The 24,338-nt window shown below is 46.5% G+C and carries 20 protein-coding genes; 5 read left to right on the forward strand and 15 right to left on the reverse strand.

Features of this window, described 5'->3' with window-relative positions; translation table 11 throughout:
• Positions 1-10: 10 nt before the first annotated feature.
• From HGH91_RS24075 to HGH91_RS24090, 4 genes are all read right to left on the reverse strand, one after another.
• Positions 11-1,489, reverse strand: coding sequence for a xylulokinase (locus HGH91_RS24075; protein ID WP_168741399.1), 1,479 nt, complete (start codon positions 1,487-1,489; stop codon positions 11-13).
• A gap of 84 nt (positions 1,490-1,573) precedes the next feature.
• Positions 1,574-3,259 (reverse strand): sodium/sugar symporter, encoded by a 1,686-nt coding sequence (locus HGH91_RS24080; protein WP_168741401.1) that lies wholly within the window; start codon positions 3,257-3,259, stop codon positions 1,574-1,576.
• Between the two features lie 222 nt (positions 3,260-3,481).
• Positions 3,482-4,624: an NAD(P)/FAD-dependent oxidoreductase gene (locus HGH91_RS24085; protein WP_168741403.1), complete on the reverse strand. Its 1,143-nt coding sequence runs from the start codon at positions 4,622-4,624 to the stop codon at positions 3,482-3,484.
• 9 nt (positions 4,625-4,633) lie between these two features.
• A complete protein-coding gene (locus HGH91_RS24090; RefSeq protein ID WP_168741404.1) occupies positions 4,634-5,434 on the reverse strand; it encodes an SDR family NAD(P)-dependent oxidoreductase in 801 nt (266 codons plus the stop codon).
• Positions 5,435-5,567: 133 nt separating this feature from the next.
• On the opposite strand from HGH91_RS24090, the gene HGH91_RS24095 reads away from it, so the two are divergent.
• Positions 5,568-6,617: an NAD(P)-dependent alcohol dehydrogenase gene (locus HGH91_RS24095; protein WP_168741406.1), complete on the forward strand. Its 1,050-nt coding sequence runs from the start codon at positions 5,568-5,570 to the stop codon at positions 6,615-6,617.
• Between the two features lie 112 nt (positions 6,618-6,729).
• Here HGH91_RS24095 and ilvA read toward each other — a convergent pair whose 3' ends face one another.
• The 8 genes from ilvA to HGH91_RS24135 all read right to left on the reverse strand — a co-directional run bounded on the left by ilvA (position 6,730) and on the right by HGH91_RS24135 (position 17,014).
• On the reverse strand, positions 6,730-7,986 hold the full coding sequence (gene ilvA, locus HGH91_RS24100) for a threonine ammonia-lyase IlvA (protein ID WP_168741408.1): 1,257 nt from the start codon (positions 7,984-7,986) through the stop codon (positions 6,730-6,732).
• Between the two features lie 164 nt (positions 7,987-8,150).
• The gene (gene ilvC / locus HGH91_RS24105) at positions 8,151-9,197 is read right to left on the reverse strand and encodes a ketol-acid reductoisomerase (protein ID WP_168741410.1); all 1,047 of its coding nucleotides are present in this window, start codon (positions 9,195-9,197) and stop codon (positions 8,151-8,153) included.
• Between the two features lie 99 nt (positions 9,198-9,296).
• Positions 9,297-9,836 (reverse strand): acetolactate synthase small subunit, encoded by a 540-nt coding sequence (gene ilvN, locus HGH91_RS24110; RefSeq protein WP_168741412.1) that lies wholly within the window; start codon positions 9,834-9,836, stop codon positions 9,297-9,299.
• Between the two features lie 48 nt (positions 9,837-9,884).
• Entirely contained in the window at positions 9,885-11,633 is a 1,749-nt protein-coding gene (gene ilvB / locus HGH91_RS24115) for a biosynthetic-type acetolactate synthase large subunit (protein ID WP_317166853.1), read from the reverse strand.
• Positions 11,599-13,278 carry a dihydroxy-acid dehydratase gene (ilvD, locus tag HGH91_RS24120; RefSeq protein WP_168741414.1) on the reverse strand — a complete coding sequence of 560 codons (1,680 nt, stop codon included), beginning with the start codon at positions 13,276-13,278 and terminating at the stop codon, positions 11,599-11,601. Before ilvD ends, ilvB begins: the two co-directional genes overlap by 35 nt.
• 336 nt (positions 13,279-13,614) lie before the next feature.
• Complete coding sequence (locus tag HGH91_RS24125; RefSeq protein WP_168741416.1) at positions 13,615-14,517, reverse strand: branched-chain amino acid transaminase; 903 nt, start codon at positions 14,515-14,517, stop codon at positions 13,615-13,617.
• A gap of 506 nt (positions 14,518-15,023) precedes the next feature.
• Positions 15,024-16,121, reverse strand: coding sequence for a phosphotransferase enzyme family protein (locus tag HGH91_RS24130; RefSeq protein ID WP_168741418.1), 1,098 nt, complete (start codon positions 16,119-16,121; stop codon positions 15,024-15,026).
• Entirely contained in the window at positions 16,112-17,014 is a 903-nt protein-coding gene (locus HGH91_RS24135) for a sugar phosphate nucleotidyltransferase (RefSeq protein WP_168741420.1), read from the reverse strand. The genes HGH91_RS24130 and HGH91_RS24135 overlap by 10 nt, the downstream gene beginning before the upstream one ends.
• A gap of 130 nt (positions 17,015-17,144) precedes the next feature.
• On the opposite strand from HGH91_RS24135, the gene HGH91_RS24140 reads away from it, so the two are divergent.
• From HGH91_RS24140 to HGH91_RS24150, 3 genes are all read left to right on the forward strand, one after another.
• The gene (locus HGH91_RS24140; RefSeq protein WP_168741422.1) at positions 17,145-18,485 is read left to right on the forward strand and encodes an alpha-L-fucosidase; all 1,341 of its coding nucleotides are present in this window, start codon (positions 17,145-17,147) and stop codon (positions 18,483-18,485) included.
• A gap of 2 nt (positions 18,486-18,487) precedes the next feature.
• On the forward strand, positions 18,488-19,381 hold the full coding sequence (locus tag HGH91_RS24145; protein WP_168741424.1) for a 1-aminocyclopropane-1-carboxylate deaminase/D-cysteine desulfhydrase: 894 nt from the start codon (positions 18,488-18,490) through the stop codon (positions 19,379-19,381).
• A 65-nt stretch (positions 19,382-19,446) separates the two neighbouring features.
• A complete protein-coding gene (locus HGH91_RS24150) occupies positions 19,447-20,178 on the forward strand; it encodes a hypothetical protein (RefSeq protein WP_211092403.1) in 732 nt (243 codons plus the stop codon).
• 108 nt (positions 20,179-20,286) lie between these two features.
• Here the strand turns inward: HGH91_RS24150 and HGH91_RS24155 are convergent, their stop codons facing one another.
• The 3 genes from HGH91_RS24155 to lipB all read right to left on the reverse strand — a co-directional run bounded on the left by HGH91_RS24155 (position 20,287) and on the right by lipB (position 23,115).
• Positions 20,287-21,117 (reverse strand): nucleotidyl transferase AbiEii/AbiGii toxin family protein, encoded by an 831-nt coding sequence (locus tag HGH91_RS24155; RefSeq protein ID WP_168741428.1) that lies wholly within the window; start codon positions 21,115-21,117, stop codon positions 20,287-20,289.
• Positions 21,098-22,117 (reverse strand): type IV toxin-antitoxin system AbiEi family antitoxin, encoded by a 1,020-nt coding sequence (locus HGH91_RS24160; RefSeq protein WP_168741430.1) that lies wholly within the window; start codon positions 22,115-22,117, stop codon positions 21,098-21,100. The genes HGH91_RS24155 and HGH91_RS24160 overlap by 20 nt, the downstream gene beginning before the upstream one ends.
• Before the next feature lie 293 nt (positions 22,118-22,410).
• Positions 22,411-23,115 carry a lipoyl(octanoyl) transferase LipB gene (gene lipB, locus HGH91_RS24165; RefSeq protein WP_168741432.1) on the reverse strand — a complete coding sequence of 235 codons (705 nt, stop codon included), beginning with the start codon at positions 23,113-23,115 and terminating at the stop codon, positions 22,411-22,413.
• A 118-nt stretch (positions 23,116-23,233) separates the two neighbouring features.
• Between lipB and HGH91_RS24170 the strand changes: the two genes are divergently transcribed.
• Positions 23,234-24,307: an RluA family pseudouridine synthase gene (locus HGH91_RS24170; RefSeq protein ID WP_168741433.1), complete on the forward strand. Its 1,074-nt coding sequence runs from the start codon at positions 23,234-23,236 to the stop codon at positions 24,305-24,307.
• The last annotated feature ends 31 nt before the right edge of the window (positions 24,308-24,338 follow it).

A 24,338-nucleotide genomic window follows, 5' to 3' on the forward strand; every position in this document is an offset into this window, starting at 1 on the left:
ATGTTTCCGTTTATTGCAGTAAAGTACGAAGTCCATTTAGCCAATCGCCGTATACATCGCGGTATTGGGTTTGAAGGGCAGCATTTGGTTCTATTACAGAAAGGCATTCCATACCACGGAAGGCATCGGCAGCATTTACATACCCGGCGCCGATAGCAGCTCCACGGGCGGCCCCGGCGGCGCCGTCTGTATTATATAATTCTATTACTACATTGGCGGTGTTGGCAAAGGCTTCCCGGAAGAGGGGACTGAGGAACATGTTGGCATGTCCGGCCCTTACGCGGTGGATATTCAGGTCCATTTCCGCCATGATGTCCATACCGTAGTTGAGTCCGAATACAATGCCTTCCTGCACGGCCCGCATCAAATGCGCGCGTTGGTGGCGGTTGAAGTTCAGATGGCTAACGGTGGCGCCTATACTCTTGTTTTCCAGTATACGCTCTGCCCCGTTGCCGAAAGGAAACACCTGTAAGCCGGCGGCGCCTATAGGCGCCTGGGCGGCGAGCTGGTTCATTTCAGGATAGGTAATATCTCCTACCAGGTTTTTGAGCCAGCTGTTGGCAATGCCGGTACCATTGAGGCACATGAGCACGCCATTCCTGGTATGAGCAGGATCGTTATTGACGTGTACAAATGTGTTGACACGGCTCTTTTTATCAAAACTGTTTTTATCGTGTACAGCGTATACCACACCAGAAGTACCCGCGGTGGTAGCAGCTTCTCCGGGTTGCAGTACATTCAGGGAAAAAGCGTTATTAGGTTGGTCGCCGGCGCGATAAGTGACCGGGGTACCGGGAGCGAGGCCCAGTGTGGCGGCGGCGGCGGCAGTCAGCTGTCCCTGTACGCCGAAAGTAGGTACAATAGCAGATAACAGCTGCTCATCGATATTGTAATATTTCAGCAATGCAGCATCAACCCTGTTTTCGGTAAAGTCCCAGAAAGTACCTTCTGATAAACCGGATATCGTAGTAGCGGCTTCGCCGGTGAGTTTCATGGCAATGAAGTCGCCGGGCAGCATTACTTTATGAATACGTTCGTAAAGGTGAGGTTCGTTTTCCTGTATCCAACGCAGTTTAGAAGCGGTGAAGTTACCGGGGGAATTGAGCAAGTGAGAAAGGCAATAGGTTTCGCCCATGTTTTTAAAGGCGGTATTACCAATGTCAACGGCGCGGCTGTCGCACCAGATGATAGCGGGTCTTAACACCTGCTGGTTTTTATCCACACATACCAGTCCATGCATCTGGTAGGCGATGCCAATACCCTTGATCTGTGCCGGATCTACGGCAAAGCGACTCAGCAACAAACCTGTTGCCCGGATGATTTCCTGCCACCAGCTTTCCGGGTCTTGCTCGGCCCAGCTGGGATGCGGCACATCTATGGCCATTTCTTTTTCAGGGCAGGTAGCAGAGGCTACACAAATACCCGTATCGGCATTCAATAAAGCTGCCTTGATAGAGGATGACCCAATATCATATCCTATAAAGTACATAACGTGAAGATTAGCAATAAGACCGGATATTTCATGGCAACAGCAGGCCGCTATGAAATATCCGGGTAACAAAATAAAATATTCTTACCAGAAAACAGTATACAATGCTATTAATATTCCCACAATCAGCAATGCGCCCACAGTGAATCCCATGTTGGGTTTGAACATGCTGCTGTCGATCGCCAGTCCTTTTGGATTATTGACGCTGGATTTATCAGTCAGGGTAATAATGATCATGCCTGCTACACACACCACAAATACCAGTCCCATACGATCGATGAAGGCCATTTCCCACAAGCCGCTGTCCGGGTTCAGGGCTGCAAAACCAATCTGGTGCAGTGGCTCCAGGTTTACCCATGCCGGCAGGAATTTGAGGATGAAGGAAAGCAGTAAGCCACCGATCATAGCAAACATAGCTGCGTTGGAAGTAGTCCGTTTCCAGAAGAAACCCAGGGCAAACATGGCAAATACGCCCGGAGATACGAAGCCGGTATACTCCTGGATAAACTGGAAGCCACCCTTCTTGTCGATACCCAGGAAGTTGGAGATAACGATCGCGATAATCATGGTAATAATTACCACCATACGTCCTACGCCTACAACCTTCTTTTCATCTGCGTCTTTGTTATATATCTTCTTATAGATATCCAGGGAGAAAATGGTAGAAATACTATTGGCTTTACCTGCCAGGGAAGCTACTACCGCTGCTGTTAATGCCGCAAATGCCAGCCCTTTCAGTCCTACCGGCAGGAGGTTGAGCAACACGGGGTAAGCGTTATCTGCATTCAGGGAGCCATCTTTCATCATAGACTGCGCAAAGTCGCCATGGTTCTGGGAATACAGCACATACGCCGCAATACCGGGTAATACCACGATAACAGGCATCAGGAGTTTGAGGAAGCCGGCAAAGAGCAAGCCGCTGCGGGCTGTCTTCAAATCGGCGCCCAGGGCGCGTTGCGTAATATATTGGTTACAACCCCAATAGTTCAGGTTTACGATCCACATACCGCCAATCAGTACACTCAAACCAGGCAGGTCGAGGTATTTAGGATTCTCTTTATGCAGGATCATGTGGAAATGCTCGCTGGCATGTTGTGTCATCAGGGAGAAGCCTTTCAGCACACCGGTGGTACCAAAGTGCGCAGACACCAGTTGCAGGGCCAGGTAGGTAGTAGCCAAACCGCCCAATATCAGGAAGAATACCTGGATAACATCGGTGTAGCCAATTACCTTCATACCTCCCAGGGTAATGAGAATGGCGAAGAAGGCCAGTGCCACCATACACACGTAGAAGTTGATACCTGAAATAGTAGATACCGCCAGGGCTCCCAGGTAAAGGATGGACGTGAGGTTTACTACTACATACAGCAATAACCAAAACACCGCCATAATGGTACTTACCGTTTGATTATACCTGCGTTCCAGAAACTGGGGCATGGTATAAATCTTATTCTTCAGGTAAATAGGCAGGAAAAATACCGCTACAACAATCAATGTGGCTGCTGCCATCCATTCATAGGTAGAAATAGCCAACCCGATATTAAAACCGTTTCCGGACATCCCGATAAATTGTTCCGCGGAAATGTTGGAAGCAATCAGGGACGCACCAATAGCCCACCAGGTCAGTGAACCTTCGGCCAGGAAAAAGTCTTTCGAATCCGTGGTAGCCTTCTTTTTCTTGCGATAGATGTAGTAACCATAACCGGCCACTATTACGAAATACACCAGGAATACCAGGTAGTCAAAGATGTGTAAGGATTTTGTTTGCATAACGTTCAAACGTGGTTATAAAAAATTTAGCGGATCAATATACATAATAAATGTAAAAAATACGCTTACTCATGCTTTTTTTAACAATGAAAAATAAAACCGCGACAGCCGTCGCGGTTTTTCTGGCATTAAAACTATACATTTTAATTTCTTCTCCTAGTTTCTTTCTAAAAAAGAAACAATTGATACCCCTTACGTACACAAAAAGTGCCGCCGGAAGTACTATGCTTCCTCTAAAGCCATGATTGCCAGCCTATCGCCGATGATAGATCCAATGGCCACTCCCATACCTCCCATGCGTACGCCGATGATCACATTTTTCGTGTGTGCCTTTACGATAGGTTGCCGGGTACTGCCAAAGGCCATGATGCCAGTCCACCGGTCGGCAATAGCCACTTCCCTGCCAGGGAGAATGGTAGTTCGTAACAATACTTCCAGTTCATGCTGTATACGGTCGTTGAAATGAAAATCGGTAGACGTTTCACCAGCAAAATCCAGCTGACGGCCACCTCCCAGGAGCACGCGGCCGTCCAGTTCCCGGAAATAGTAGTAGCCTTCTTCAAAATGGAAAATGCCTTTAAAGGGCAGGTCTTTTACCGGCTCCGTGATCAGCACCTGTCCCCTGCCGGGCGTAATTTCCTCTTCCGGCAGCAGCTTTTTTGTAAAGGCGTTGGTACATACCAGCACTTTACGGGCGGAGAAAATAATATCTTCCTTCAGCGTATGATGAGGTACCACCACGTTGACTCCTGCATGAAAATCATCGATATGGGTAACCGTGCAACCGGTTTTAATTTCGATACCTGCTGCGATGGCGGTGTCGATCAGGGCGCGCATCATTTTGCCGGTATGCAGCTCCCCTTCAAAATTATTACGTACCAGGGCTTTCACATATTTGCGTTCGAAGCCAAAAGGGCCCAGTTGATCGTTAGCCCGTTCAAAGGCCCGTTGGTTATTGAAAAGGCTGCCTAGCATGTGGTTTACCTCGTTCAATTGTTCCAGAGCCCATTCCTGGCGGGGGCCAATTAGTTCAAAACTTCCGTTTTCCTGATAATTGATCGCCTTATCGCCCAGGCGTTGGCGCAGGAGGCGCAGGCCCGCATAGCGTAGGTTGACCAGGTTCAGCACTGCTTCTACCGGCATGGTTTGCAGGTCGGCCAGTATTTCTGTGAGACTGCCGAGACAGGCGAAGCCCGCATTTTTTGTACTGGCGCCAGTAGGCAGCACTTCTCGTTCCAGCACCATGATGCGGCTTTGCGGGGCTCTTTCCTTCAGGCTAATGGCGGTAGAGAGGCCTACAATTCCACTGCCTACAATGATGTAGTCGTATTGCAGGAGGCTTTGCTTTTCCCAATAACTGAGCATAATATTTATTTAAACAGATCCAACAGCGCCACCATCCACCCTGAATACCCCACCGGTAATAAATGATGCCTGGTCCGACGCCAGGAAAGCGACCATGGCGCCGGTTTCTTCGGGAAGACCAGGCCTTCCGAGTACCTGGTACGGGCGATTTTCTTTGAGGAAGTCCCTGGCAGCCTCTTCTTCCGAAATACCTTTTTCCTTTGCCCGCGCAGCCAGCATATCATCTACCAGCGGGGTTTTGATAAATGCCGGAGATACGGTATTCACCAGGATATTGTCCTTTCCATAGTTCATGGAAAGTGTTTTGGAATAATTATTCAGGGCCGCTTTGGTAGCATTGTAATGCCCCATGTTGGGATCGGGTTGTTCCCCGTTTTCCGAGGAGATATTAATAATGCGGCCACCTCCCTGCTTCTTCATATGAGGAATAACCAACTGGGTGAGTGCTACCAGTCCGAAGAAGTTAATGTCGAAGATATTTCGCCATTGCGCCATGCTGATGGTATCCAGTGGGCCGAAGGCATCTATTCCACCGGCATTGTTGACGAGGATATCTATATGTCCCAAACGTTGAACAGTGCTGGTAACCAGTTGCTCCAGGTCGGCTTCTTTTGCCATATCTGCTACTACGGCCAGCACATCATGGCCTTGCAGGCGGAACATGGCGGCGGTATCTTCCAGTTCATCCGCGTTGCGGGCCGTAATGACCACGGTGGCGCCTTCCGCCAGCAGAACGGCGGCAATGCCTTTACCAATGCCTTTGCTGCCACCGGTAACGATGGCCACTTTTCCTTTCAGATTAAGTTCCATAACAATATGATTTAAAACGGACTTTTACGCTATCCGGATATAAGTTATCGAAAAAAGTAAATGGCCCTACTTCTGAGGCCGTCATTTTTTGTTCACAAATTACGCGTAGATTCGGTGCCTAAACACATACACCATGATTGCAACAAAAGCATATGCAGTGCAGGATGCCACTTCCCCGCTGGGGCCATGGAATTTTGAACGCCGGGAACCAGGTCCTCATGACGTACAGATTGAAATTTTATATTGTGGCGTATGTCATTCTGATATACACCAGGTGCGTAACGAATGGGGCAACTCCATCTACCCGATGGTGCCAGGTCATGAAATAGTAGGGCGTGTGACCAAAATAGGAGATCATGTTACCCGTTTTAAAGTAGGCGATCTGGCGGGGATCGGATGTTTTGTAGATTCCTGCCGCGAATGTGCACCGTGCAAGGCCGGAGAAGAGCAGTATTGTGCTACCGGCGGCGCCAGTACTTACAATGGATATGAGATGGACCGGAAAACGCTTACCTATGGTGGTTATTCTACGCACATTGTTACCGATGAACAATATACCCTGAAAATATCTGATAAGTTACCACTATCAGGTGTGGCTCCGTTGCTCTGTGCCGGTATTACCACCTATTCTCCCCTGCGTCACTGGAAAGTAGGCAAGGGACATAAAGTTGGCGTAGTAGGCTTGGGAGGACTCGGACATATGGCCGTAAAACTGGCTGCTTCCATGGGGGCGGAAGTCACCATGCTCAGTACCTCACCATCTAAAGAAGCGGATGCCAAAAAACTGGGCGCGCATCATTTTGCGCTGACCACCAGCAAGGAACAGCTAAAGCAACTACGCAACCAATTCGATTTTATTATCAATACCATTTCCGCGCCGCACGACTACAGCAACTACCTCAATATGCTAAACCTTGATGGCGTGATGATCTGTTTGGGCGTACCTCCGGAGCCATCAGCAGTGCCGGCGTTTAACCTGATTATGGGCAGAAGGAGCATTGCCGGCTCATTGATTGGCGGTATCCGTGAAACCCAGGAGATGCTGGACTACTGTGCGGAGCATAATATTACCAGCGATGTGGAAGTGATTGACATTAAAGATATCAATACGGCTTATGAACGGATGTTGAAGGGAGATGTAAAATACCGTTTCGTGATTGATATTGCCAGTTTAAAAGCTTAAAGCATAAAGCGGAAAGCAAAAAGCTATTGTGGAGAATGATCTTAGCGAATATTTAAAAATCGCTTTGGGTATTCTCCACAATAGCTTTTTGCTTTCCGCTTTATGCTTTAAGCTAAACCAAATATCCAAATAAGCTGTCGTCTTTATTCAGCTCGGTGAACTGGAAATTATATTTCTGGAAATTGGCGATCAGTTTATCGTAGTCTTCCCGGTACTTCAGTTCAACACCTACCAATGCCGGGCCTATTTCTTTGTTGTGTTTCTGGATATATTCAAAGCGGGTGATATCGTCGTTGGGACCGAGAATATGATTCACGAATTCTCTTAATGCACCGGGGCGTTGTGCAAAACGTACAATAAAGTAATGTTTTAAACCTTCGTAGAGCAGGGAACGTTCTTTTATTTCCTGCATGCGGTCAATGTCGTTGTTGCTGCCACTGATTACGCATACTACTTTCTTTCCTTTTATTTCTTCTGCAAAGCCGTCGAGTGCCGCAATGGATAAGGCGCCTGCGGGTTCCACCACGATGGCATCTTCGTTATAAAGGCGCAGGATGGTAGAGCATACCTTTCCTTCGGGCACCAGGTGCATCTTTTCCAATACGTCTTTACAGATTTCATAGTTGAGTGTACCTACCCTTTTCACCGCGGCGCCATCTACAAATCGTTCAATTTCGTTGAGGGTAACGGGGCCGCCCTGTTCGAGCGCTTTGAGCATGGAAGGGGCGCCTTCCGGCTCTACGCCGATGATGCGGGTTTTAGGGCTATATGTTTTGAAGTAGGTGCCTAGTCCGGCTGCCAGTCCCCCGCCGCCTACCGGCACAAAGAGGAAATCGATGCCGGATTGATCTTCCAATATTTCCACGGCCACGGTGCCCTGGCCTTCAATAATTTTTGCATTGTCGAAGGGCGGGATGAAAGTCATATCGTTAACGGCGGTAAATGCCTGGGCTTCGGCGGAGCAATCGTCGAAGGTATCGCCAATGAGCCGGATTTCGATATTATCGCCTCCGAACATGTTTACCTGGTTTACTTTCTGTTTTGGTGTAATTACGGGCATAAACACCACGCCTTTAATGTTCATGGCTTTGCAGGCATAGGCGAAGCCCTGGGCATGGTTGCCGGCGCTGGCGCAGGTAACGCCTTTAGCCAATATTTCAGCAGGGAGGCTGCTGATGAGGTTATAAGCGCCGCGTAATTTATAGGAGCGTACAATTTGCATATCCTCTCTTTTCAGATACACATCGCATTGGTAGCGCCGGGAAAGGTTGGCGTTATAGGTAAGTGGGGTGCGGGCCACCACTGATTTCAGTTTCACCGCTGCATCGAGGATATTCAATGAATTGACACTGCTCATTACTTCAGACATATGATCTATTTAAATACAAATGGCAAACCATTCCGGAATTCTGGGAATCGGCGATTCAGCTATAAAGTTTCGTGGAAAAAAATCTCCGGGAAACTAAACAGCGGGAATGCTAATAATCAAAATTCCAAAATGGTTTGCCATCCGTCACTATAATTTTAAAAAAATTAAGCGTTGTTAGGACGCAACTTACGTACTGCTGCACCTGCCTGCCACATTTCGCTTTCGCGCAGTTCTTTCAGTTCTTCGTTCAGTTTTTCGCGATAATCAGGCGTGCTGTTGGAAGCAATAGAGCGGGCAGCTTCTTTACCTGCAGCTACGCTGGCGTACAGTTCATCAAATACAGGCTGAGTAGCTGTTTTGAATTTCTTCCACCAGTCGAGCGCACCGCGTTGAGCAGTAGTAGAGCAGTTAGCATACATCCAGTCCATACCATTTTCTGCTACCAGTGGCATCAGAGACTGAGTCAGTTCTTCTACAGTTTCGTTGAACGCTTCAGAAGGAGAGTGACCGTTTTTACGCAGGGTTTCGTATTGTGCTGCGAAGATACCCTGGATACAACCCATCAGGGAACCGCGTTCGCCGGTGAGGTCGGAGTATACTTCTTTTTTGAAATCTGTTTCGAACAGGTAACCGGAACCAACGCCGATACCCAGTGCTACTACGCGTTCTTTAGCGCGACCGGTAGCATCCTGGAAGATAGCGAAGCTGGAGTTCAGCCCCTGACCAGCCAGGAACAGGCGACGCAGGGAAGTACCGGAACCTTTAGGGGCTACCAGGATTACGTCTACATCAGCCGGAGGAATAATACCGGTTTGATCTTTATAGGTGATACCAAATCCGTGGGAGAAGTAGAGTGCTTTACCAGGAGTCAGGTGTTGTTTCAGTGTAGGCCACAGGGTGATCTGACCGGCATCAGACAGCAGGAACTGGATGATAGTACCTTTTTGAGCTGCTTCTTCGATGTCGAATAAAGTTTCACCAGGAACCCAGCCATCAGCTACCGCTTTATCCCAGGTTTTAGAATTCTTACGTTGGCCTACAATAACATTGAAGCCATTGTCTTTCAGGTTCAGTGCCTGGCCAGGACCTTGTACGCCGTAACCAATTACTGCAATCACTTCGTTCTTCAGCACTTCCCTTGCTTTTTCCATAGGGAATTCTTCTCTGGTTACTACTTGCTCGAGTACCCCTCCAAAATTGATGGTTGCCATGTGTTGTTTTTTTAGCTTTTAGCTATTAGCGGTTAGCTATTAGCTGACGTGTGATTTGAATGAATAATAATGTATCGTTTAACAGCTTTCAGCGATCTGCTAAAGGCCGTGTTCTGCTTCTTGTGTCTGCAGTTCTTTCAGGTGTTCATGGAAACGGCGGCTCCATTTTACGATGGCTACGCGACCGCTTTTTGAATACTCGATCAAACCGTATGGTTCCAGTTTTTTAATGAAGTCGATCAACTCCTGCTGGTGGCCTGTTTTCTCGATCACGAAATACTCGGCAGTAATGGTGAGGATACGCGCATTGTTTTCGCGGATCAATCTTTCGATATCGCCGGTGTGTAACGACCGGGTAGATATTTTGTACAAAGCCAGCTCCTGGTATACGACTTCTTCTTCCTCGTGTACAAAGGCGCGGTGTATTTCAATGAGTCTTTCTATCTGGCCTACCACTTTATCCAGCTTTTCACGTGTAGACAACACCGTTATAATGAATTTATATACACCGGGTATCTCTGTTTCAGCTGTGGTTAAACTGGTAATATTAATGCCCCTGCGGGTAAATATAATCGTGATACGGTTGGTGATACCTATACGGTCTTCCGTATATACCGTTACTGTATATTCTTTTTGCATATACCTGTTGTGAATTACAAATGATCAAAATGAATCCTTCCTGTACTGCTACTCCAGTCTGATGGAAGATATAGGAGCGCCGGCCGGCACCATGGGGAATACGTTGTCTTCTTTTTCCACCACTACTTCGAGCAGGTAAGCGCCCTTGTGTGCCAGCATTTCATCAATGGCGGCAGATATATCTTCCCTTGCTGTTACTTTCTTGCCGGGGATAAAGAACCCTTTGGCAATCTGTACAAAATCGGGATTGACCATTTCAGTTGAAGAATAGCGTTTGTCGAAAAACAACTGTTGCCATTGTCTTACCATTCCGAGGAAGTTGTTGTTGAGGATCACTATTTTCACACCGATCTGTGACTGGTAAATAGTGCCCAGTTCCTGGAGGGTCATCTGGAAGCAGCCATCACCAATGATAGCCACTACTTCTTTTTCCGGGGTACCCATTTTGGCGCCCATGGCTGCCGGCAATGAAAAGCCCATTGTACCCATACCACCGGAGGTAACATTGGTATTAGGATTTTTGAACCGATAGTAGCGGGAAGCTACCATCTGGTGTTGTCCTACGTCTGTTACCAGTACGGCTTCTCCCTTGGTTTTTTCTGAGATGAGGCGGATGGTCTCTGCCATTTTCAGTTCACCAGCTTCGGGATATAATTCTCTATGCTGTACTTTTTCGTATTCTTTCTTATCGGCTGCCCTGAATTCTTCCAGCCATTCGCTGTGCTGCGCAGGTTTCACCAGTTCCAACAGCGCTTCCAGCGCGGGTTTGGCATCGGCGTGCACTGCTACATCCGCTTTCACGATCTTATTGATTTCAGCGGCATCAATTTCGATGTGAATAACTTTGGCGTTGGGCACATACGTACCTACGTCGCCCGTTACCCGGTCATCGAAGCGCATACCTACCGCAATTACCACATCGGCTTCGCCGGTGAGCATATTAGGACCGTAGTTACCATGCATACCCAGCATACCTACGTACAGCGGGTGATCCACTGGTACTGCAGAAAGGCCCAGCAAGGTGGATCCTACCGGGATCTGTGCTTTTTCTGCCAGTGCAATCAATGCTTTTTCTGCACCGGATAACAATACTCCGTGACCACAAAGGATGAATGGTTTTTGGGCGCTGTTGATCAGGGCTGCTGCATCTGCCACTGCTTCCATACTTAATTCAGGAATAGGGCGGTAGCTGCGGATATATTCACATTTTTTGTACTCGTATTCAAACTCCCCGAACTGTGCATTTTTGGTGATATCTACCAGTACCGGGCCTGGGCGGCCGCTACGGGCAATATAAAATGCTTTGGCCATGGCAGCAGGAATATCCTCTGCGCGGGTTACCTGTATATTCCATTTGGTGATAGGCATGGTGATACCGATCACATCTGTTTCCTGGAAAGCGTCTGTACCCAGCAGGGCAGCGGCTACCTGGCCGGTAACGCATACCATAGGCGTACTATCCATATAAGCATCTGCCAAACCTGTTACCAGGTTGGTAGCGCCGGGACCAGAAGTAGCAAAAGCCACACCTACCTTACCGGAGCTGCGGGCGTATCCCTGGGCAGCATGTGTAGCACCTTGTTCATGACGGACGAGAATATGGTGTACCTGATCCTGGAAATCATAGAGGGCATCATAAATAGGCATGATCGCCCCGCCGGGATAACCGAAGATAGTGTCGACTCCTTCTGCTATCAGGGAGCGGATCACTGCTTCGGAGCCAGTAATAACGGGCTTTACAGTCAACTGCTTATCAGCTATCTCAGGCTTCATCGGTAACACATCCTTCTGTTGCATTTTTTACAAGTTTTGCGTACTTAAATAAGATTCCATTGGATACTTTCAATGCGGGTTGTACCCATTTTGCCCTGCGGGCAGCCAGTTCTTCATCACTCAGTTCCACATTGATAAAGTTCTTTTTTGCATCGATTTCGATGATATCATCATCTTGTACCAGGGCTATATTACCACCTTCAAAAGCTTCGGGGGTAATGTGGCCTACCACGAATCCGTGGGTACCACCGGAGAAGCGGCCATCAGTGATGAGGGCAACGCTTTTACCTAAGCCCACGCCCATGATAGCGCTGGTAGGTTTGAGCATTTCCGGCATACCTGGTGCGCCTTTAGGACCTACGTGGCGGATGACGACGACATCTCCCTGTTTCACTTTACCGGAGGTAATACCGGCAATCAATTCAAATTCGCCATCGAATACACGGGCAGGTCCTTTAAATCGTTCGCCTTCCTTACCAGTTATTTTGGCTACAGATCCCTGGGTGGCCAGGTTACCGTAGAGGATTTGAATATGTGCGGATGATTTCAATGGTTTTTCCAGCGGTACAATGATATCCTGTGCGTTGAAATCCAGGTCTGGTACACTTTCCAGGTTTTCGGCAATTGTTTTACCGGTAACGGTGAGACAGTGACCGTGAAGGAATCCTTTTTGCAGGAGGTATTTCATTACCAGGGGAATACCGCCGATGTTGTGGAGGTCTTCCATGAGGTATTTACCACTTGGTTTGAGGTCGGCGATCAGCGGTGTTTTATCGCTGATGCGCTGGAAATCATCAATGGTAATATCAACGCCTACGGATTTTGCGATAGCGATGAAATGCAGTACGGCATTGGTGCTGCCACCAGTGGCCATGATGATGGTGAGCGCGTTTTCAAATGCGTCTTTCGTCATGATGTCCCTGGGTTTAATATCTTTTTCCAGGAGCAGGCGGATGTATTTACCTGCGGCGAGGCATTCATCCTTTTTTTCCTTGCTCAGGGCGGGGTTGGATGAGCTATAGGGCAGGCTCATACCGAGTGCTTCAATAGCAGAAGACATGGTATTAGCGGTGTACATACCTCCGCAGGCGCCGGCGCCGGGGCAGGAGTTTTGTACGATGCCTTTAAAATCGCCTTCATCGAGTTTACCGGCCATTTTCTGACCCAGTGCTTCGAAAGCGGAGATGATGTTAAGATCCTGGCCTTTATATTTTCCGGGGGCGATGGTACCGCCGTAAACCATGATAGACGGGCGATTGAGTCGACCCATGGCCATCAGGGAACCGGGCATGTTTTTATCGCAGCCTGGAACAGTAATGAGGGCATCATAATACTGCGCTCCGGCTACAGTTTCAATGGAATCAGCAATCAGATCGCGGCTTACGAGAGAGTAGCGCATACCGGGGGTACCATTGCTCATACCATCGCTGACGCCAATGGTATTAAAAATGAGTCCCACCAGGTCATTGGCCCAGACGCCTTTTTTCACGTCCTGTGCCAGGTCGTTCAGGTGCATGTTGCAGGTATTACCATCGTAGCCCATGCTAACAATACCCACCTGTGCTTTTTTCAAGTCTTCCTCTGTCAAGCCAATTCCATACAACTGTGCCTGTGCGGCTGGTTGCGTAGGATCCTGCGTAATCGTCTTGCTGTATTTATTTAATTCCATTGCTTTAGTTATTACCGGAGTTATAGTAACCCTATTTTAAAACTTCACCACAAATTACCCGGTAGTTGCCTCATAGTCAAACCAACAATTTCCAAATTACCGGTATTCAAATCTGCCTTTCAGTTGTCCAAACCCTTTACAGTAAAGGTTTGTGGATTTTTCGATTTACGACCTTCAAGGCAGAAAGCGTTGAGCGGAAAGCGGAAAGCATAAAGCTACCTATGTTTGCTGAAGCCCATTTACAGATATCTGGTAAAAACCCCATACATAATGGATGGTAGATATCCACTTCAATAGCTTTGTGCTTCCGGCTTTCAGCTTTCAGCTGTATATCATTTAGGCCAGTTGAGCTTCGCGCTGGAAGGATTTTTCCAGTACTCTGGCTTTGTAGGCCTGTTGCAGTACTTTTCCGAGTGACTGTGCCCATGGTTTACCGAATGATTGTCCGTCGAGGGAGTCGAGGCCAATTACTTCAGCGGCGGTACCGCAGAAGAAGGCGCATTCGGCTTCTTTCAGTTCAGCGATGGTAAATAATTTTTCTTCCAGTGGGATATTCAGTTCCTGGCAAAGTTCGATAACGGTGGCGCGGGTGATGCCTGGGAGGATGTTACCGGCAGGAGGAGTGTAGATTTTGCCGTCTTTTTCGAAGAAGATGTTGGCACCGGGGCCTTCTGCAACGTAACCATTCATATCGAGGAGGAGTGCTTCATCGTAGCCTTTTTCCTTTGCTTCCTGTGAGGCCAGTATTGAGTTTACGTAGAGACCGGCGGATTTGGATTCTATCTTAAAGGCTTTAGGATTAGGTCGCTCGTAGGAGGAAGTCATTACGCGCAACAGTTTTTCTCCCAGGTACGCTCCCCATTCCCATGCGCAGATCAGGATATTTGATTCCGATGCTGCTTTGAGGGTCATGTTAGGCGGACAGAAAACCAGCGGTCGGATGTAAGCTTCTTCCATGTTATTCATCTCCAGTACTTTGTAACAGGCGGCGATCAACGCTTCGTTATCAAATTTGTAAGGGATGTGGATCAGTTCACAAGAGCGCTGGAGGCGGTCGAAGTGTTCTTTTGCTTTAAAAATTTTCACTTCTCCGTTAGCGGTCTTGTAGGCACGGATGCCTTCAAATACTGCGTAACCGTAGTGGAGCGATTGGCCAAACAGGTCAGTTGTAGCGGTGTTCGCTTTGGTGTACTCCCCGTTGATGTAAAGAATGGTGTTGTCGTTGTAATAGCTATACATAAAATTGAAATTATACCAGGAATCTATCGTCCAAAAAAAAAGCCTTCCTCTTTGCGGAGGAAGGCTCTATATCTTGTGATTATATGCACGTTTACCTATCCTCCGAACTGGTGGCTAATAATGACAACGACGATAATCACGACCTTCGTGATAGCCCAATTGAGCTGAGGTACGATGTGATTAAGTTTTATATTGTCTTTATTTACCCACATGGAGGTGCTTGTTATTGACTGTGTTTCTACAAAAGTATTCGCGAAAAAAATAAAAAACAATAACCTTCCCAATATTTCGTAAAAAATTAATCACATTAGATGTTTTTGAAAATATTTAAAAAAAGAGATCAATACTTGTTCATTTTCTAAACAATTCAATAGTTCCTTATAAATTAATCTACCAATTTTGTGTACAAAACACGGGGAAGCGCAAAAAAAATCCCGGTGCGGAGTGCACCGGGATCTAAATGATTTCATTTCATTTACTGTTCACGTTCTAAAAATGATTTCATTTTACTGTTCACTTGTTACGCTGATAAGCAGGCATTTGTCGATAATTTCCTGCAGTATCGCTTCTTTTTCCATGAGCCGCTGCAATAGTACCAGTTGGTTTTTAGCGCGTTCATAGTTGTGTGTCGGATGTTTAATGGGATAGTATACATCACCGTTCAGGTAATCGGTGAGGAATCTGATTCCCTGCATGTAGATCATGAACTTCCCGGCAAAGAACAGTTGTTCTTTTTCTACTTTGGTTAAAGTACCGCCAATCTCTTCGAGATACCCCTGCATAAGGGCCTCGTAGTATTCTTCGCGGATAACGATCTGGCTGAAATCTTTTTCTTCTTCAGAAACAGGGCAAACATAGGTACGTACCATGTCGCCGAGGTCTGAGATGATTTTTCCGGGCATCAGGGTATCCAGGTCACACACACAAATACCTTCATAAGTATCCTTGTTGAGCAATACGTTATTGATTTTGGTATCGTGGTGCATCAGATGGTCCCTGAAATCGGGATTTGTTTTCAGTTGTTCATACGTTACAGCGATGTCAGAATAGCGGAGGAATTCTTCAATCATCTCTTCTGCTGCAGCTTTCCTGTCTTCCTTAGCGGTGCGGATAGCCTCCTGGAAGGCGCTGTACCGCAAGGTAAGGTTGTGAAAGTTTGGAATAGAAGCTTTAAACGGCTTCAGGTCAATTCCCGAAAGGTAACTGGCGAGGCGGCCAAACTGTTTGGCTGCTTCATACGCCTGCTTTGGGTTGTCGGCCTGGTCTACCGTTACGGAATCCGCAATAAAAGGGATCATTCTCCAGTATTCGTTGTCAATTACAAAGAGCTCTTCCCCGTTAACCGTGGGGATCGGCGTAATAAACAGATAGCCGGGATGATGAACTGCCAGGAAATCTGCTGCCATTCTCTGGTTGGCGGCGATCACTCCTGGTTCCTTAAATACGTTTACATTGATTTTCTGTAAAACATACTTACTGCCGTCCTGCTTTTTTTCCAGCAAAAAAGTGTTGTTGATGTGTCCTGATCCAAATCTTCGGACATTTAATCCTTCAGGCTCCAATCCGAAAGCCTGAAGGATTTTTGTGTTGGGTTTTATTTCCATAAATTGTCTGGATATTCTCCCTTCTTAACCAGCTCGGACAAGCTGGCCTGCACGCCAGGTGCATCCTCTTTGTAAGTAACACCAAACCATTTTGCACTGGTAGGTAATACTTTTACTTCGCCTTTACCGCGACGGATAAATTCATCAGCTACAATCGGAATAAAGAATTCAGACTTAGGATTGCTGATGTTCTTATCCAGGAATTCGGTGAATAGATCCTGGCTCAATTGGAACACGCTGGGATGGAATCCCCAGAAGTTCATAGATACCGGTGTATTGGCTGACAGCGGGTGCTTGCCACCGTCTGCGTCTTCGTACACGATTTGATCGCCGTCTTTATATATTTTAGTTCTTTCGTTGATAGCCGTGAGGTTCTGCGTAGCGCCCACTTCGCAAACGCCGCGGGATACAGAGCCATGTTCACTGATGGTTTTGCCCAGTTCATAACCTACCACACTGTATACATCTGGCTTACAGTCATTTTTCAGGAAAGCCGCCATTTTCACAAAAGAGTCGGTACCATAGAAGTCATCCGCGTTGATTACGGCAAATGGCTCATTGATGGCATTCTTCGCACAAAGGATCGCATGAGCGGTACCCCATGGCTTGGTCCTGTCGGCAGGAATGGTGTGGCTACCTACAAATGCATCCATTTCCTGGAATACATAATCCACCTCTACACGGCCTTTCAGCTTAGGTTCAAAGATTTCTTTGAACTCTGCTGCAAAGTTTTCGCGGATAATGAACACAATTTTTCCAAAACCGGCGCTGATAGCGTCGTAAATAGAATAATCAATGATAGTTTCTCCGCTGGGGCCAAATTGCTGGATTTGCTTCAAACTGCCATAACGACTGGCCATTCCGGCCGCCAAAATCAATAAAGTCGGTTGCATTTTGCTGATATTAGTTTTATAATTGACAACTATTTACCTAAAATAACGGCGTTAAATTTAATCATTAAAACTATTTTCACACTTTCTTTTTGTGTAGAACACGTATTTTAAAGATTAATTAAACCGAACAATGAAGAGATTACTAGTGCTGGGAGTCCTTGCCACGCAACTTTTTACCGCTGCCAGTGCGCAGGAAAAAACAAATCCTGAAGAGATCAAAGAAAAAATGCAGTGGTTTGCTGATGCCAAACTGGGCATTTTCATCCACTGGGGCATCTATTCTGTAAACGGAATCGATGAATCCTGGTCATTCCACAACAAAAAAATCTCTTATCCTGATTACATGCGGCAGCTGAAAGGCTTTACCGCCAGTAACTACGATCCACAGGCCTGGGCCGACCTTATCAAGGAGTCTGGCGCCCGCTATGCGGTGATGACCACCAAACACCACGACGGAGTGGCCCTTTGGGACAGCAAATACAGCAAACTGAATGTTGCTAAGAGCACGCCAGCCAAAAGAGATGTGCTTACCCCCTTTTTTGCAGCCCTGCGGCGCGATAGTATCAAATGTGGGGCCTATTTCTCCCTGATCGACTGGAGCTACCCGGATTATCCACAGTTTTTGAAAGACAGCAACCGCTATGATATCAAAGCACAGCCCGAAAGATGGAAGAAATTCCTCGGGTTTTACGAGGGCCAGATGGCGGAAGTAATGAACAAGTTCAACCCCGACCTATGGTGGTTTGACGGTGATTGGGAACATTCTGCCGAAGAGTGGGAAGCCCCTAAAATGCGAAAAATGCTCACCGATCATAATCCTAATACCATTATCAACGGGCGTTTACAAGGGTATGGCGACTACGACACCCCCGAACAGAACTTCCCCGTTACCCGTCCGCATTTCCACTGGTGGGAGCTTTGTATGACCATCAACAATAACTGGGGATGGCAGCCACAGGACACCAACTGGAAAACACCCTACGAAATCATCACCATCTTCGCGGATGCCGTGGCCAATGGTGGCAACCTGCTGCTGGACATAGGCCCCCGTGCAGACGGCAGCATCCCCGATGAAGAAGTACACCTGCTCAAAGAACTGGGCGCCTGGAATAAACGCAATGGCGAGGCTATTTTCAACACCATTGGCGGTATTCCACAAGGGCATTTCTATGGTCCTACCACCCTGTCGAAAGATTCTACCACCCTTTACCTGTTCCTCGCTGCTAAAACCAGTGGTCCGATCATGGTGAAAGGATTGTCCAATAAAATTGAAAGCATCACCGTATTGGGCAATAATACCCCGCTGTCGCATAAGGTAGTAGGTAAGATCTCCTGGAGCCCGGTACCAGGGCTGGTATACATTGATGTACCGGAACAGGTGCAGGATAAATACGTGACTGTACTGAAAGTGAAGCTGGACAAGGCCGTGAAGCTATACAGGGGAAAAGGTGGTTTCCTTACCAACGAATAACTATGCTGCATTATAGCGACATCAGCTTAACATCTATACACACCGCATGGCTGCCGGAGCATATCTCCGCAGCCATGCTGCGTTTAGATCAGCTTCACCCGGAGATATCCGGCAACAAATGGTTTAAATTAAAATATAATATACAGGCTGCACTGGCCGATCGCTGCAGTGGTATACTCACTTTTGGAGGTGCATACTCCAATCATATTGCAGCTACGGCGGTAGCCTGCAAAGAAGCCGGTATTACGGGCATTGGCATTATACGCGGGGAAGAGCATCATGTCTCCGGGAACCATACCCTGCGAACGGCTACTGCTAATGGTATGGAGCTGATCTTTGTAAGCCGGGAAGATTACCGGAAGGGGACCGCATTAGATACTTATACTTCCCTGTTTCCCGATTATCACCTGGTTCCAGAAGGCGGGCACAACCCGTTGGGCGCCAAGGGTTGTGAAGAAATCCTGTCTATTCTCCCTACCACCCACTATACACATATACTTTGCGCCGTAGGCACCGGCACCACGCTGGCCGGACTGATCAACAGCGCTACCGGGCAACAGCAGGTGATCGGGATCCCTGTACTGAAAGGCGCCCAATACCTGGAAAGCGAGGTGAACGACCTGCTAAAACCCGGGCCCCGACCGGTCTGGACCCTGTTACACGATTTCCACGAAGGCGGTTATGCCAGGAAAACACCCGCACTCATAGATTTTATCAATAGCTTTTATGTTCAAACAGGCATTCCAACAGATATTATTTATACAGGCAAACTGGTAAAAGCATTTCATCAATTGGCCCTGCAAGGCTATTTCCCGGACAACAGCCAGGTATTGCTGATACATACCGGCGGGCTGCAAGGCAATCTTTCCCTCCCTCCCGGCGTTTTAACCTTTTAAAAACTGTTCATTATATTTGAACGGTAGTGTATTTTTGCCAACTTAAAGAGCTCGGAATAATCAGTATGAAGCAAATTGTGCGTATAACTTTTGTTATTGGAATATTTTTATTGACGGCATTTACAGGGAAAGCGCAGGAACAAACCTATGTTCCGCCCGTACTGCCCAACTTCGTGGCTACCATTAAAACCGGTAAAATACAACTGGACTGGATCTCCGGCTTTACGCAAGTCAAAGAAATCGGTGTCCAGCGGTCGCTCGACAGCGTACTGAATTTTAATACCATCGGGTATGCCAGCTATCCTACCCAAACAAGGAATGCTTACCTCGATAATAAGCCCCTGCCCGGTAGTAACTATTACCGCCTGTTTATTTTATTCACCAATGGGCATTATATGTATAGTAAAACGGTACTGGCCTTATCCGATAGCAGTATCCGCGCAGACCAGAAACTCCAATATGCCGATATCAAGGATGCCGCCAAAGGCCTCAGAGGCAAAGAGCAGGAAAACAAAGAGCCCGAAAGAGTGCAGTGGCACCCGTCAAACTATATTTATACCACCGCAGATGGTAATGTGAATATCAAATTACCAGATGCTCCGGAGAAAAAATATGCCGTAAAATTTTACGAGCCAAACGGAGCCTTCCTCTTTGATATACCAGAGGTAAAAGGACCTTTCCTGATTTTGGAAAAAGCGATTTTCCTGCACGCAGGCTGGTTCAATTTTGAAATATTTGAGAATGGGAAAGTGCTGGAGAAGTGGAATTTGTTTATTCCGTTGAATTATAAGATGTAGGAGGAAAAACTTTGTATACAGGAATATACAAAGGCTGGTTCAGACGGTTTTCTAGTCCGGTCAGTCCCGCTCCAGCGGACCTCTTATCCGGAACAGTTTTTTTGTTTTTCATGACATACCAATCAGTATGCCGTTCAGCCATTGTAGCATTTCGTTAACACTACCTGCGCTTTCAATTACCATATTCCTTACGAACATACTGTTTTCTGCTTCTTTGATATGGTTTTGTAAGATATAAAGCACTCGCGCCTGTAGCTGACGATTAGTTGCTACCATCTGCTTTATCTCTCTTCCAACTACAATCGCTCCAATTGTAGCCACATCCAGGTCCCGGTAGCCGGGGAAATCTTCACGAAAAAGATCTACATGCTTTTCATAAATAAGATCCGTTTGTAGCTCAAAATAATGCGCGAGGATATTGGCAATATCCCGCGCATCTTTTAGCCTTTTCTCAGGGCGATCATCAAAAGCGATCAACTTTAATAATACAATAGCAGGTAAAGTAGCCACTTTGAAATGGTGACCAGTGTTAAGATTTATTTTCTCCAGACCGAATCTATAAACTTCGGGAAATCCTTCCACAGAAATATTGGTAAAACTAGTCCCCGTAACATTGGTATGAGAAATTTCACTAAAGGGTAAGATATCCACCTGAATCCCATCCGGAGAGATGAGTACAAATGAATTTTCTCTTATAGAAGTGAAGCCCTTGTGCTGTTTCATATATTCCCGTAATACATCATACTCCTGACCGTTGCCTACCAGTACGGCAAAATCAACGTCCTTGGTTCTCCTAAACTGTTTATTATACCTGGCATACCATATATCACGGGCAACGGCGCCAATCAAATAATAATCAATTTCCAATTCTCTAAATACCTCTTCCAATGTATCAAATAAATCTTTTAGTACTTCCTCTCTAACGCCGTTCAAATTCATCCTTTAAAAATTTATTGTAAACAATAACTCCCGCATCGATACACCTTGGATCCCCAGTAATCATGAGATCAGCGTAGACTAGTATTGGTGGCGCCAATTTCTTTTTATCCCAATTTAAGCTATTCCAAAATTTTCTGTAGAGTCTTAACTGTCCATCTTTATGAGGTATTAACCTCCATTCACGTGTCACTGCTAATTTTTCCTTTTCGGTGTACAGTATGAGTTGTTCGGGCTTCAGAAAATCAATCAGTAATTCTGCTGCCGCTTCTCCTCCCCACACCATTGGCATGTCCGCATCCGGTAGTTGTTTCCAATTTGTAGCTTTCTCCTGACCTGCAAAATTAAAATCACCCAGGTGTAGAGAAGGTCTTAATGTTTCCTGGTATCCTGTGATCCACCTTTCTAAAAGAGCTTTTTTATTTTGAAGAACTTTTCTTTCTTTCCCGATTTGTAGAATAAAGCCAGCTTCGTTCAGCCCTTCAATCACATTTTTAATGTTACCTAATGATACACCAGCCGCCTCCGCTAAGGCACGGTAGGGTAGATTAATTGATTCTTCATTTATCAGAAAATAAAAAACCAACTTAAGCCCTGTCTTTGTAAAAGCTCTGTTAGTGACTCGTTTTTTAGTATTAATTGGTTTATGTCCTTCCAGCCACAGTATATTGTTACCTTGTTCTAAAAAAATATTTCCGGCGCCGTCCAGGTAGCCAATACCATTGTTTTTCAATATTTCCTTTTGAGCAGGATAAATATGTTCGGCTACAACCATGAGGGGTCTGTATTTCTTCGAATAATTTATAATATCTGGTAAGTGGTAAGCTTTAAACTCTCTTTTGATCTCAACAAATGCGTGATAGCCACCGTTTCTGAAACGAAAGTCTATTTCACCATCAATCTCTTTCTTACCCGATTTACAGGCTTTATAACGCCCCTCTATTCCGGCAACTTCATTTAGCCGTGCAAGTATGCTCTCTATTACGTTAACTTCTTGTATCATGTTCATTTATTTCACCTATTTACGGGCAGTGAACATTCAAATTTAATGAACATTTTTATGTTTACCAAGACAGGTTCACTTTTTAATATACGTTCACTATCTGTAAACAATATAAAATAGTGAACATAAAGTTATTTAAAATCAATAGTTAATAAATATAAACAATATAATTATCGGCTAAATAACCGATATTTTGAATTATCGGCAAAACACCCGATATGAGCACAAACAAAAAGCCGCATCCATCCTGCGATGAATACGGCCCTGATTAGTTTATACTTATTCTTTCGTTCCTACACCATCTCCGCTTCAAACACTTCTCCAAAATGCTTGCTCAGCTTAGCTTTCACCTCTTCCATACTCACTGCATGTCCTACTTCTTTGTCGAGTGAAGCTACTTGTTTATCGGCGATGCCACAGGCAATGATATTATTGAAATAATCCATGAGGGTATTAACGTTGAGTGCAAAGCCATGCATGGTTACCCAGCGGCTGCAACGTACGCCCATCGCGCATATTTTACGGGCGTTGGCTTTATCCTGTGGATCCAGCCATACGCCGGTTTCTCCCTTGGAGCGATCGCCGGTAACCCCGTATTCTGCCAGGGTACGGATAATCACCTCTTCCAGGCAACGCAGGTATTTGCCGATATCGGTAAAAAAATGTTCCAGGTCCAGTATGGGATAACCTACCACCTGGCCTGGCCCGTGGAAGGTAATGTCGCCGCCCCGGTTGGTAGGCACGAAGTCGATACCTTCTTCCTGCAATTGTTGTTCGGAGATCAGCAGGTTTTCTATATGCCCGCTTTTACCGATGGTATATACCGGTGGATGTTCGCAAAACAGCAGGTAGTGAGTAGTAGGCGCTGGCTGTCCGGCGGGGGTAGCTGATTTCAACTGCACATTTTCTTTCAATAGCTGCTCCTGGTAGTCCCAGGCAGCCCGGTAACCGATGGTACCAAGGTCTTTTACTACAATCTGTTGTTTTACTTTTTCCATGATCGTACTGGTTCTTTTTCGCTGCGCAAAGGTACGCCAATTCGCCGTGATCCCGAACATTTGACCAGGGGCTGCTAAACTGGCAACTAAACTTTACCTTTGCAAAAAAATAATATTAATGGCTGAAGAACTGCTGGAATTGGAAGATGAGCTGGATAATGGTGATGGCAGTGAGGAATTATATGAGAAAATTAATATGGTGGTGGACAAAGGTCAGGAACCCCTCCGTATTGATAAATTCCTTACAAACCGCATTGAAGGCGCTACCCGCAACAAGGTACAACAAGCCCTGGATGGTGAGATGGTATTGGTAAACGATAAACCCGTTAAAGCCAATTACAAAATTCGGCCACTGGACAGGATTGTAGTGTTTTCCAACCGGAATCCGGAGAACAACGACATTATTCCGCAAGAGTTACCACTGAACATAGTATACGAAGATGAAGATGTGATGGTGATTGATAAACCGGCCGGCCTGGTAGTGCATCCCGGCTGTGGTAACCGTGATGGCACCCTGGTAAACGGCTTGTCGTGGTACCTGGGCGATAAAACACAGGTGACAGAGCCAGAAATTCCACGCTTCGGACTGGTGCATCGGATCGATAAAAATACCAGCGGGTTACTGGTCATCGCCAAATCGTCGAAAGCCATGAATGACCTGGCCAAGCAATTCTTTGACCATAGCGTACATCGCCGATATATAGCGCTGGTATGGGGCGATTTTGAAGAGGACGAAGGAACCGTAGTAGCCCACGTAGGCCGCCACCAACGGTTACGGAAAATCATGGATGCATATCCCGATGGTGAATATGGTAAAGAAGCCATTACCCACTACCGGGTGCTGGAACGCTTCAATTATGTAAGCCTGGTAGAATGCCGGCTGGAAACAGGCCGCACCCACCAGATCCGTGTACACATGCAACATATCGGCCATTCACTCTTCAACGATGAAACCTACGGCGGCAATCGTATTGTAAAAGGCACCATATATACGAAGTATAAGCAGTTTATCGATAACTGCTTCGATATTATGCCCCGCCATGCCCTGCATGCGCAACAACTGGGATTCATACACCCACGTACCCGCCAGCAAATGCATTTCGAAAGCCCATTGCCAGCCGACTTCACCAGCGTGCTGGAGAAATGGAAAAGATATATCTCTGCCAGGCCTCTGAAAGATGAAGAAAGCTGAGCGGACTAATAACTCAGGAATAAATATGATT

Source organism: Chitinophaga eiseniae, assembly GCF_012641265.1.
GTDB lineage: Bacteria > Bacteroidota > Bacteroidia > Chitinophagales > Chitinophagaceae > Chitinophaga > Chitinophaga eiseniae_A.